Origin of the sequence: Neobacillus niacini (genome assembly GCF_046591715.1) — a bacterium.
In the GTDB taxonomy this organism is placed as follows: Bacteria; Bacillota; Bacilli; order Bacillales; family Cytobacillaceae; genus Neobacillus; species Neobacillus niacini_L.
The window spans coordinates 1,011,714-1,024,659 of sequence record NZ_JAWVNQ010000001.1 but is presented as its reverse complement, the minus strand read 5'-3'; the positions used below and the strand labels follow the sequence as shown (position 1 = coordinate 1,024,659).

9 protein-coding genes are annotated in these 12,946 nt (G+C 39.4%); all 9 read right to left on the bottom strand.

What is annotated here, in order from left to right; translation table 11 throughout:
• Positions 1-129: 129 nt before the first annotated feature.
• Positions 130-4,386 (bottom strand): multicopper oxidase domain-containing protein, encoded by a 4,257-nt coding sequence (locus tag SFC47_RS04965; protein ID WP_411253129.1) that lies wholly within the window; start codon positions 4,384-4,386, stop codon positions 130-132.
• 159 nt (positions 4,387-4,545) lie between these two features.
• Positions 4,546-5,631 (bottom strand): copper resistance D family protein, encoded by a 1,086-nt coding sequence (locus SFC47_RS04960; protein ID WP_411253128.1) that lies wholly within the window; start codon positions 5,629-5,631, stop codon positions 4,546-4,548.
• Positions 5,632-5,964: 333 nt separating this feature from the next.
• On the bottom strand, positions 5,965-7,275 hold the full coding sequence (locus SFC47_RS04955; protein WP_411253127.1) for a hemolysin family protein: 1,311 nt from the start codon (positions 7,273-7,275) through the stop codon (positions 5,965-5,967).
• A gap of 61 nt (positions 7,276-7,336) precedes the next feature.
• Positions 7,337-7,750, bottom strand: coding sequence for a MerR family transcriptional regulator (locus SFC47_RS04950; protein ID WP_411253126.1), 414 nt, complete (start codon positions 7,748-7,750; stop codon positions 7,337-7,339).
• A gap of 121 nt (positions 7,751-7,871) precedes the next feature.
• Entirely contained in the window at positions 7,872-8,807 is a 936-nt protein-coding gene (locus tag SFC47_RS04945; RefSeq protein ID WP_411253125.1) for a manganese-dependent inorganic pyrophosphatase, read from the bottom strand.
• A 176-nt stretch (positions 8,808-8,983) separates the two neighbouring features.
• Positions 8,984-10,192, bottom strand: a complete 1,209-nt coding sequence (locus SFC47_RS04940) for an iron-containing alcohol dehydrogenase (RefSeq protein ID WP_411253124.1) — start codon at positions 10,190-10,192, stop codon at positions 8,984-8,986.
• A gap of 18 nt (positions 10,193-10,210) precedes the next feature.
• Positions 10,211-11,734 carry an aldehyde dehydrogenase family protein gene (locus SFC47_RS04935; protein WP_411253123.1) on the bottom strand — a complete coding sequence of 508 codons (1,524 nt, stop codon included), beginning with the start codon at positions 11,732-11,734 and terminating at the stop codon, positions 10,211-10,213.
• 16 nt (positions 11,735-11,750) lie between these two features.
• The gene (locus SFC47_RS04930) at positions 11,751-12,797 is read right to left on the bottom strand and encodes a R2-like ligand-binding oxidase (protein ID WP_411253122.1); all 1,047 of its coding nucleotides are present in this window, start codon (positions 12,795-12,797) and stop codon (positions 11,751-11,753) included.
• A 22-nt stretch (positions 12,798-12,819) separates the two neighbouring features.
• Positions 12,820-12,885, bottom strand: a complete 66-nt coding sequence (locus SFC47_RS04925) for an AMP-binding protein (RefSeq protein WP_411253626.1) — start codon at positions 12,883-12,885, stop codon at positions 12,820-12,822.
• Between the last annotated feature and the right edge of the window lie 61 nt (positions 12,886-12,946).

The following is a 12,946-nucleotide window of genomic DNA, read 5'->3' as shown; positions in this document are numbered from 1 at the left end:
CACAAAATAAATAGATAGACCTATTTATTAGTCGGTGTATAGTGTTATTTTACTATGAAAAAACAACCATAAAGTGGAGGGGTAACACGTTTTCACCCCTCCTGCTTTAAATTAATAGCTATTAACCTGCTATCGTCTCAATACCGGTCTTTTTAAATTCGTATCTACTAAAACAGGGTTTGCATATAACGATTCATTCCCGAAAACATCCACTGTAGTAACAGTGTAATAGAAGGCTGGGTTGGTTTGACTTACTGGCAGCGTATAAGATAAAGAACGAATTAAACTGCTGTTCACCCGCTGATATCCCTTCAGAGTTGATGTTGTTCTATATAGATTAAAGCCGGCAATATTTTGGTTAATTGTGGTTTTCCATTTAAAATTAATAAATTCTCTATTAGATGAAAGGATACCACTAACATCAAACGGTATTTCCGGCCTCCGGTCAGGGAGAGTCTGAAGCTGATATTTTGGCTGATTATGGATCCGCAGCATTCCCCATAAGCCGCCTTCCAGATACCTTCTCAGCTTCATTTCCCGATAAACATAATCACCTACTTGATTCATTAACCCATCATTTTGTACAGGGATGATATCTAATGTCTCTCCCGGTGTAATTGAACCTTGACTTGACACAAGCTTAGAGGCGGGATCGGTCCATTGATATCGCCAGCGATGACTATGAAGTGTAAATACACTCCCCCTAGATCGATCTGCTGTATGCATTACTCTTAACCGGATTGGATCACCTACATAGGCTTCTGGCACTGGAGTTGATGGGTCACCATGAATAATAGAGCTAAAAATGAGTGATTTATCCGGATTAGCTGCCAATCGGTGTTTAAATGGTTCTGAACTGTAATTGATTCCTTTTTCTCCTCGATCTTCCATATCAAGATCAGCGGTCCCAGGCGTTGGTATACTTCCATCACTGCCAATGGTATAAATTCCATCAGAGAACATTAATACCTGTTCTCTGAAATCAGGTTTATTCGGAACGATAATATCAGCTCGTGCCCCCGACATTATTTCTTTACCAGTTTTAGGGTCCTGATATTTCGAGCCCTTTGGTTCAATGATAAGTGAGCCATATGCACCATGAAGCCGATGACTGCGGATATCTCCATAGTCATATAGAATGGTGCCTCCATATTCTTTATCTGCATACCATTGGTACGTAATTTTCTCACCGGGCCCAATGGTTTGATCGTAATTATAGCCAATCGCTGCCCCATCAGATCCCTGCATATCATATTGCACCATTTGCGGATGTAAGGAAACTCTGTTTGAATTCTTCCAATTTACCTGATTTGCCATTAATAAAGCTGGATCAGCAAGATTTTCAGGCGGGTCCAACGGGAGTTGATTGGATAAATTCACCTGTATACATTCCCCTTCATTTGCCCGAATAACTAGCGGTTCTGCCACTTTCTTGCCATTTTTAATATCTAAATAATCTTTCGTAAGAGAAAACATCATTCCAAATGGGTCATGATCACCATATTTGTTATAAACAATGTCTTTCATAAAAGCTGTAATATCAAATTTTCTTACGAATGCACCAGGTGGACATGGATTCCCAGGTGCTCGCGCTTTCGGTGGTTTTGATCCATTTTTCTTCATCTGACTTACCCTCCAAGGAACAGCCGACGATTTTAAGGGCTTGCGATCGGGAAGTTTTTGAAGAGTTGGAGTCCTTTCTCCCCAAACCCTGACAAAGCCCCATAATCCACTCCATAGGTCTTCGATAGGCTGAGATGACCATAGGTAATCCCGTTGTTGTACGCCAACAGGGTTTGGCTGAATATCCATTGTGAACTGCTCAGATGTACCGATTGTCTGGGTCGATGTTAATTCTGAATCCTCCACTCCAGACTCACGCTTCCAAGCTAACCCGTGCAAATTAAAATTATGCTGTGTTTCATGCGCACCTTGAATTAAACGTATTTTAATCGGATCTCCTGTATAGCTTTCTATAATCGGTGTCTCGGGATCACCATGAACCCATGAACTAAACACATAAGCCGGGTCTGCATTGTTTCTTCTGAAAAAAGGCGCATTCGAATAATTCACCCCAGCATACCCATGCGCGTGTTTGAAATTAGCTGAATCTGTCTCTAATGGGAGCATGTTTCCATTTTTATCCCAAAGTCTTGCGAAATCATGGTAAATTAGGACCTGTTCACGAAAATCTTCTTTTTCCGGGTGAACAATCATTGCTTCTGTACCAGATTTGATTTCCTTTCCCGTCCTTGGATCCAGCCATTTCGAGCCTTTAGGTTCAACAATTAAAGCACCAAATGTCCCATGGAACCCTTTTTCACCTGCCGACATATGATCATGGAAAAGGATGGAACCTTCTTCATCTGCAAACCAACGATATCTGATTTTTTCCCCCGGCTCCGTACCTTGGTTGTAATTCCAGCCTACAGATGTTCCATCAGAACCTAAAGGATCGTATGCCACAAAATGGATGTGTATCGACAATGCATTCGGCTCTTTCGCATTGAATAGGTGGTTTTCTAATGTTACTTCCACACAATCTCCTTGATTCGCACGAATTGCAAGAGGACGAGGTCTTATCTGTCCGCTGAGAACCTTTTGCTCGTCTTCTGCAAGTACAAACATTCGCCCTTCCTTATCACGATCACCTGCATTGTTGTAGACAATTTCTGTTTGGATTCCAACAATGTTATATTTTCGAACTGGAGCGTCCTTTGGACAACGGTCAAAATTAGGTGCTCCTGGTACGAGGGCACCGAGAGCTGCCTTTTCTGATTCTGTCGCTGGACGAAATTCGGGGTCTGGCGGTTTTGGTGCACGTTTGCCTAATTCACCTGGAATATAATTTGGATAACCCGGGTTTTCCTTTGTTGGACTGGGTGGTGCTTCTCTGTCTGATAATTGCAGCAAGTCTGCTTGTGCCTTATCATAGACCCTCATTAATCCCCACATACCTTCTAGATAATGCGGGAACAAATGACAATGCCATAAGTAATCCCCTGCTGCACCGGTATTTTCCTTATCATACCCAGCTCCAAAAGCAAGTTCAGCTGTTTGCGTATCTCCGATATTCAACGTATCAGAATCAACTGTGTTTGTTTTTTTCGTATCACTTTTCCACCTGTGTCCATGAAGGTGAAAAACATGGTTCTCATCACTGTTTGCACCAATAACCCGATACCGGACTGGATCACCAACATAAGCTTTTGTAATAGGTGTCGCCGGGTCACCAAAAACCCAGGAGGAATAAAACATGGTTGGATCTTTACCATCGTCGCCCATAGTGTTTTTTAACCGTTCATCCATTGGTTCTGCACGATAGTTAACAGCATAAAGTTCTTTTTCATTAGGATCCTCTATATGGGGTTCCTCTTCATGAGGCTCCTCACCTTCTTCTTCATGCTCTTCCTCTTCAGGCAGTCCCGGAGGCTGTGGGATGCCAAATTGTGCACTAATCCCATCATGGAAAAACAAAGTAAACTCTCGGAAATCAGGCTGGTCAGGTAAGTGGATATCTGCATATAAACCGCTCTTTATCTCCTCACCTGTTACAGGGTCAGTCCAAAATGCTCCTTTTGGTTCAACGATTAATGCTCCGAATAAACCATCACCCATTGTCCCCTTGATGCCAGTAGGATCGGTAAAATAAGTGAGGTCGGCACCATTGTAGAAAAAGAAAGTCCCTTCATTCACTGCATTCCAGGTGTATTTAATTTCTGTATTTGGCGCAGCCGTAGAATCAGGATTATATCCTGCTGATGTTCCATCAGAACCTCTTACCTCATAGCCAACTCCTTCAATATGAATCGATGCTTTTTCATTTAATTGATTATGAAAGGTCACTTGAATACAATCGCCTTGATTTGCACGGAGTGCCAGCGGCTGGATTTCCTTGACCGGTTTTCCGGGATTGTCTGCAATAGCCAGCCGAATCTTATTAACATCTTCCAGTAAGGCATATATTTTGGCATTTGGGTCATGGTCGCCAAATTTGTTGTAAACCATATCAACTGGTATCGCTGCAATATTAAAATGCCGAACAGGTGCATCTTTAAGACATTTTTCATTGGGCATATCTAAACTAGCCAATGAAATCGGTGCCGTGCTTGGTTGAATAGCTTTTGTTTGAATAATTGCTTCGTTTGACTGGTTGTTTGTAGTGGAGGGTTCTTGTGATGGAGACTTATTTGCTGTTTTTAGAATACGTTGATTACTGGTATTTTGCTTGACGCTAGTCTTAGAAACTGTGACAGATTTCACTTTATCTAATGTTAAGGCCCGATTTAATTCCGATGAATGAACAATAAAAACAACTGAAAGAGATACAATCGATAATAGGAATAAGAAACAGAACAATAGTAAAATAAACTTCTTTTGCTTCAACCTTGGTACCCCTTTCTTCTTCCTTCTGGTATGTAAGTAATAGGCACACGCTGACATAGAATGTTATGTCTATGACAAATGTAATATTACTTCATTCGAAACTCACATACTTTTATCCTATATTGAAAGTAAAAAAACAGAGCAGCACCCGGCCCCTGCTCATATAATTGGATATAAAACACATGAAAACATTAAGCCTAAATAGAAGGTGAGAATAAAACAACCGCCAAATACTGTGGCAAAAACCGGGCTCATACTTTTATAACTCACAAATATTAACAACAAAAATAGCAATGCGGCTGATACTAAAATGATAGATAAAAAGGTTGGAGCGAATACAATTTCTATCGGTACAATGAGATTTTTTGCTAACAGCCAATCAATCCACGTTGGTGTTGTGGCGGCTTTTGCAGCATTGACCATTTCATAAGGTGGAGACAATGTGCCCATAACAGCTGTAAAGAAAAATACCAGTAATAGAATGACGCTTTCCGCTTTTAACCATTTTCGAGGATCATATGAGACGGTTGCAGCCTTTCTAGCTAATATCCCATTAATGAATGCGAACATAATAATAGGCACAATACTTATGTGCTTGAACAATAACATACGGCCGTATGGTGTAGCCCATCCATTTACATACTCTGCTGGCTTCTCAATGGTAAACATAATGACGAATCCGGTTGCAAAAATATTTATCATACATACAACTGCCAAAGGCGAAAACCATTGCAGGAACTTAGACCAATGTTCTTTATCCTTGGAAAACCAGGATACCTGAAGGACCACCCCCACCCAAATGGTTACCATTAGAAAGTGTGTGGTATGAGAAAATATACCAATTACAAACGATTGAGTTGAAACATGACTGCTATAACCAACGGTCATAATCATCAATAAAATCCAGAATGCCTGTAAATATTTAGAGCGATTAAGATATAAGGTTAACCAAAGGAAAATAGCAAATAATGTGTTAAAAACCCACCCCTGCCCAATTTGGAACCGCAATAAAACTGACGCAGCGGCTGCGGTAAACCCGACGGATTCACGAAAAAACATAATTAAAGAGAACACGGGTACAAAAGTAAAAAATATGATCCCAAGAGTGCAAAGAAGCAAAATTGGCTTTGGAAGGATAATACTAGGTTTTTTCGAATCCGGTACAAATTGCAGGACAACATGACCAGCCAAAATCGAAAACAATAGATAATTACATAAGTCTGCAATAGGTGCTACTAAATTCATATTTTCACCAGCCATTTTCCATTGATTTTAATAGCAAAACGAACACAAAGATCATGAGCAGGCTGATTTTTCTCAAGATGAGCCTCCTTTTGTTTTTATTTAATTACTATTCAATAGAAAATATTATTAGCACAACTATTGCTCGAAAATAGTACTTTAGTTGTAAAACTATAAAACTATATTTTAAGTGATAACCAGCAAAAGCCTTTATTAGCTGTTCAACAATTACCAATTCAATTATTATATAGAAGATAATATGTAAAATCCTAATAAATCTCCTTTATTGTCTGTATAAAAAAAAGACCACAGGAGCACCTGGGTCTTTACGTGTAGTTAGGCAATAGATTCATGTTTCATCAATTTCACAATTTCTAGTAATTTAATATGGTAACCGTCAATTTCCAGAACCTTAAATTCATAATCACCATATTTAATTTTGTCTCCTTCGACAACATCCATTTTCTCAGAAAGAATCCATCCGCCAATAGTATCCATTTCTTCTTCCTGAATGTCTAAGCCGAATAGATCATTCACTTCATCTATTAATACTTTTCCATCTACTACGGTTTTATTCTCGCTGATTCTGTTGATTTCGGGTACTTCATCCTCGTCAAATTCATCGCGGATCTCTCCAACAATTTCTTCTAGGATGTCCTCAACGGTTACTAAACCTGCTGTACCGCCATATTCATCCATTAGGATGGCCATATGAACACGTTCTTTTTGCATTTTTACTAAAAGGTCATGAATCGCAATGGACTCGATAACTTGAATGACAGGACGTGTATATTCCTCAATAGATGTATCTAGGTTTTTGCCGCTAATATAATCTGTTAATACCTCTTTCATGTTTAACATTCCGACGATATTATCCTTTTCGCCATCAATGACTGGGTATCTTGTATAATTTTCTTTCTTAACAATTTCCAAACATTCTTCAAGAGTTTGGGATTTGTCAAATGCAACAATTTCAGTACGAGGAACCATAATTTCCTTAGCAATTCGATCATCGAATTCAAAGATATTGTTTACGTATTTGTATTCTGATTGGTTAATTTCACCGCTTTTATAGCTTTCAGAGATAATTAATTGAAGCTCTTCCTCAGAGTGAGCATCTTCATGTTCCGAAGCTGGCTTCAAACCAAAAATCCCAACAATTATACGTGCTGAACCATTTAATGTTTTAATAAATGGATACATGATTTTATAAAAAATAATCATTGGCTTTGCAAAGAGTAATGTAACGGCCTCTGCTTTATTAATCGCAATCGTTTTTGGTGCAAGTTCACCCACTACAACGTGCAAAAAGGTTACTGATGCAAAAGCAATGACAAAGGATAAGACTCCTGCTGCAGATTCAGGTATGCTTAAATGAGTAAACAATGGATGAAGCAAGTGTTCAACCGTCGGTTCACCCAGCCAGCCTAATCCTAAAGCCGTTACAGTAATACCTAATTGACATGCTGATAAATATTCATCTAAATTTGATACAATTTTCTTAGCTGCAATTGCCTTTTTATTGCCTTCTGATACAAGCTGATCTATTCGTGTACTGCGGATTTTTACGATGGCAAATTCGAAAGACACGAAGAATGCCGTAAAAGCAATTAAAATTGCAATTACAATCAAGTTTATAATGGTCAATGGTCTCCTTACTTTAATGACAAAGTAAGGAATACACCTCCTGGTTTTTGTAAATGTTTGTTTAACTTAGTAATAATAATAATGTTTGGGCTAATGGAACACCTTGTGAAGAAAGTTTATTCACGACCATTTCTTTTTGATTGCTGTTTAGTTTTTCAAGTATCGGTTCTATTGCTTCAATTTCTTCTTTAAGATGACGCATTAAGATCCCAATTTGTTCAAAATGCTTTTCTACTTTTTGTTTATCAAAACAATCCTTGTTCTTAACTAACTCAATGGATGACTTGATTTCCTCAAGCGGCATATTAAGATTCTTATAATGTTCAATTAAATGCATTATTTGAATACTGTCTTCTCCATACAATCGATAATTTGAATCCGTCCGAATAGGGTTTAGTAAGCCTATTTGGGTGTAATAATCGATTGTTCTTTTGGAGAGATTCATTAACTTGGCTAACTCGCCGATCCGATACAACTTCCCAACTTACCCACCCCTTTCTATAATACTATTAATATATCACGGAGAAAGTGTACAGTCAACGTAATAGTTTTGATAAAAAACAAACCGTCCATAAAAAAGAGGACGGTTTATTTTATTAAATACCTTGGTTAAAAATATCCGTTAACACAGGAACAATCTGTTTCTTACGAGATACAACACCCTTTAAAACGGCCGTGTTATTTTCCAGGGTAACATTATACGCTTTTTCAACTGCACTAGTTTTACCTCCCAATGCTAAACCTACAGAGTCATTGGTTAAGATATCCGTTACTACAAATAAGAATAAATCCAAGTTCTTTTCATTGATAATCTTTGAAATAGCAGCTTCTAATTCCTCTTGGCGTGCTAGTACCTCAGCCGTATCGACTGCGTTTACTTGAGCGATTTCGACTTTACTAGAGCCCATTTCAAATTCTTTTGCATCAAGTGAAATTAGTTGTTCGATGGTCTTTTCACTTAAATCAGCTCCAGCTTTTAGCATTTCTAAACCATACTCCTCTGCATCCACGCCTGCAATTTCAGCTAATTCTTTTGCAGCTGCTACATCTTGTTCTGTGCAAGTCGGTGATTTAAAAAGTAAGGAGTCAGAAATAATAGCGGATAGCATTAGACCGGCGATTTCCTTTTTAATTTCTTTTCCATTTTCTTTATACATTTTATTTAGAATAGTTGCCGTACATCCTACAGGCTCACAACGGTAATACAATGGATCGCTTGTTTCAAAATTCGCAATACGGTGGTGATCAATTACTTCTAAAACACGAACATCATTTATATCATTAGCACTCTGCTGACGCTCATTGTGATCGACTAAAATAACAGAATTTACTTCAGCAGCGACATTTTCAACTAGGCGTGGAACACCCACATTAAAAGTATCCAATGCATATTGAGTTTCACCATTTACACTGCCTAAACGGACTGGTTCAACATCCATTCCAAGTTGTACCTTCAAATCTGCGTAAGCAATTGCAGAACAAATCGTATCTGTGTCAGGGTTTTTGTGACCAAAAATAAGTACTTTTTCCATTGTTAAAACTCCTAATCATATTAAAATATGTAGACAAACTCCATTACTGAGAATGACCCTAACGAAAATTATATATGAATCTTTACGAGTATTCAAAAAAAAAATAAAATGCAGATATAAAATAAGAACAGGGCATCCTATTTATAGGGTGCCCTGAACATGTCAGACAATGATTTTTATTTTACCCCAATTGGTACAACTCTTTGCCCAATGGCTGCAATCAATTCCTTAGGCATTGGGAAGCTTAGTGCTGCTGGATCCTTCATTACCGCAGGAATAGTCTGCACCAGATTTTCTTCTGTAATGTTAAACTGCTTAAAGTCAGCAGGAAGGCCGACCTTATGCTGCAGTAAACGAATCTTTTCTACGACCTTTGTTAATGCACCTTCAGCACTAACTCCCTTTACATCAACATTCAATGCAGAGGCAAGTTCTTTCGCTTTCGGCAGATATAATGAAGGAACCATTTCCATGACCACCGGCAGGAATACGGCATTTGCCAATCCATGTGGAATCCGGAACAATGCACCATAGGCATGTGCCAAATTATGCACTGGAATAGCATTCAAAGCAAAACTAAAGGCTGTAATACCCATTAGGCTCGCTTGGAGTAAATCCATCCTGGCACCTATATTCGTTCCATCAGACACTGCCAGCGGAAGATTTTTTTCTATTAAACGAATCGCATGCAGTGCATAAGCATCAGTCAGCGCGGTCGCCGCAGGCGAGGCAAATGCTTCAATGGCATGAGTTAATGCATCAAACCCGGTAAATGCCGTGATAAAAGGAGGCAGTCCAACCGTTAAATCAGGATCAAGAATAGCGATATCCGCATTAATGAACGGGTTTATTATATTTGTTTTCATTTGAATATCTTCATTAAAAATAACAGCAATTGGGGAAACCTCAGATCCTGTTCCTGCTGTGGTCGGAATCGCAATATGTGGAATCGGGATAAAGTTTGCTTTTGGAAATTGTTCGTATAAAAGGCCGCCTGGGATCGCGTCCTTTATATCCGCTAACCCCTTATGGAGTGCATATTTAACCCCTTTAACAGTATCTAAAACACTTCCGCCCCCAACTGCCAGCAGGGCATCTCCACCTACTTCTTTTACATAAGAAACAGCATCATTAATACAGCGGCTTTCTGCATCCTGTGTAATATCCAGGTATTGACCAACCAGCTGTGGTCCACTGCCATGACCTGTTAAATTAAATATTTCTGCTGCCTGCTTTACGACACCTGCCTTTTCTAATCCTCTGTCGCTTAAAAGAACAACGCGCTTTGCACCGAGGCCGCTAAACAAGCTTGGTACCATCGCTCTTGAATTCGATCCGCTGTAAATTCCTGTACGAAGCATAAACTGTGATAAGGAAGTTTTCATATTTTCTTCACCTCTTCATTAGTTTTGGCCAAACAGAATTCCATACCAGTTCCGTCTTTCAAGCTCTGGTGACATCGATGTGTGTACATGCTTTGTTTGTGTATAGGCGTCAAGAGATTGCTGACCCATTTCTCTGCCAATACCGCTTTGCTTGTAACCGCCAAATGGGGCATCGCTTCTAAGCATATGCCAATCGTTAATCCAGACCACACCGGCCTGAAGCTTTCTTGCAACTTTATATGCTTTATTAACATCTCGAGTCCACACACCTGCTGCCAAACCATATATCGTATCATTTGCCATCTTAATCGCTTCATCTAATTCAGAATAACGAATTACACATAACACAGGTCCAAAGATTTCTTCCTGTGCAATTCTCATATCGTTTGTCACATTGGTGAAAATGGTTGGTTCAACAAAATAGCCATCTTCACAGCCCGCGACCTTTGCTTCTTTTCCACCACATACTAACGTGGCACCTTCTTGTTTACCAGCCTCAATATAAGAAAGTATGGTTTCTTTTTGTTTTTTTGAAATAACAGGACCTACATCCGTTGAAGGATCCAGCGGGTTTCCGAGCATTAACTTACTAGTTAATGCGACAAGTCCTGCAACCACTTGATCATATAAGGAATCAGGAACAAATAGTCTAGTTCCGCTTTCACAAAGCTGACCTGAATGTAAGAACACCCCAAACAGACTGCCTGGAAGGGCAATACTGAGGTCTGCATCTTCCAAAAGAATGTTTGGTGATTTTCCCCCAAGCTCTAAGGTTGTATTTTTTATCGTTTCTGAAGCCAAGTTCATGATTCTCCTGCCCACTTCTGTTGATCCCGTAAAGGCAACCTTATCAACCTTATGATGTTGAACCAATGCTTCTCCAATTTCTGCACCAGGTCCTGTTACAACGTTAATGACCCCAGGTGGAACTTCCTTTGAGATAATCTCAGCCAGCTTTAGCGTTGAAAGTGGAGTATAGCTTGCTGGCTTGATAACCACAGTATTTCCCATGGCCAACGCCGGAGCGATTTTCCAAGTCGCAATAACCATCGGCAGATTCCATGGTGTAATCGCTGCACAAACCCCGATTGGCTCACGCCAGACAAAATTATGTGCTGGTCCAGGAAATGGCGGTACTGGCAAGGTTTCTGAAAATGGATATTCTAACGTGAAATTGGCAAGTGTTTGAAATAAATCAACCATTTGCAAAATATCACTATTGCCTATCCGGCGTACGGTTCCACCTGAACTAATGGCTTCTAAATACGCTAATTCCTCTGCGTGCTCAGCAATTTGATAGGATATCGCATATAGTACTTTGGCACGGTCCTTCGGATTCATGCTTTTCCACTCAGTATTATCAAATGCCTCTCTTGCAGCAGTTACTGCACGATCGACATCTGCCGCTGTCCCTTTTGCAACCTTTGCAACAAGTTCGCCTGTTGCAGGATTAAATACATCAAAGGTTTCTTGATTGCCAGCCTGTTCCCACTTTCCATTAATAAAAAGTGGAAAAATTTGAACATCCGTTTTTACTGTCATTTTTCGCTCCTCCTTTTTATAAAACACCTAATTCACTTTCTGAAAATCTATAAATCTCTTCGATTTTTTTGCCTTTTGCTCGAGCTAGAATTTCCATTCGAACTGAAAGCTGTTTTAGGGTGAAATCCATAACCAATGCTGGATCACCGCCGAATGCACTTACCTCCCTTCCAGCTATTCCTTCCTCATTTAATCTAAGAGATAAAGGAGTAAGTTCAGTCATTTTCGCTGCAACAAAATCAAAGAGATGAGGGTGTTCACAAATTAATCGTTGGAGCAGGAATGTGCCATAGCCAATATGACGAGACTCATCCTTTTTCAAATTTCCAATGCCTTCTAAAAGCCCAGGCATGATATTAGCCGTCTCTAACGCTTGGTAAAAGGAATAATAACCTGTTTCTGCTAACACGCCTTCAACAAACATGTTATAAACTACGGAGGCTTCTGCAATGGCTTCTGGAGATTGGTCGGTCACAAGACGTTCCATCGTAGTTGGGAGGATTTCATAGAAGATTTTTTTATACGTATCTGTATGGAAATGGGATAAGTCCCCTCTTTCGCCGATGGCATTTAATACAAGCCGGAAAAACTCTGTATGCTTAGCTTCTTCATATAAGAATGTAGTTAAGAACATTTCCTCTTCAAGACGTCCTTCTTTTGCGATTGTCATGATTAGCGGAAGTAAATCCAGCGTCACAGCTTCTTCTCCTGCTTGGAATTGGGAAATCAAACGAAGTATATCTTCTTTTTGTTCATAATTGAGGCTTTTCCAATCTCTAGCGTCCTGACTAAAATCAATGTCTGCAGGGTTCCAGGTTCCTAATTTTTTCGCCTTTTGATATAAACGATACGGGAATGAATCTTCTAATAAACCTCTTTTACTTGTAGTTAATATTTTTCTCTCTATCATGTTTGACCTCCTAGTAAACTTTACTTTATCTCTTGTTCGGCCACAGTGTTGCGCAAATGTGTTTTTAAAATCTTTCCGACACCGTTCCGCGGAAGAGACTTTAGAAAAACAATTCTCCGAGGAGTTTTGTTTTTTGCTAAATGCTCCTGACAATAACCGATTAATTCCTCTTCCCTTACAATTGCACCTGGGTAAAAAGAACTCCTTTTGGATTACCAGTAGTACCGGATGTGTAGAGAATAACAGCTGTATCTCCTAACTAAGGAATCTTTAATCGTAAAGCAATTAGACTGTAAACGCTG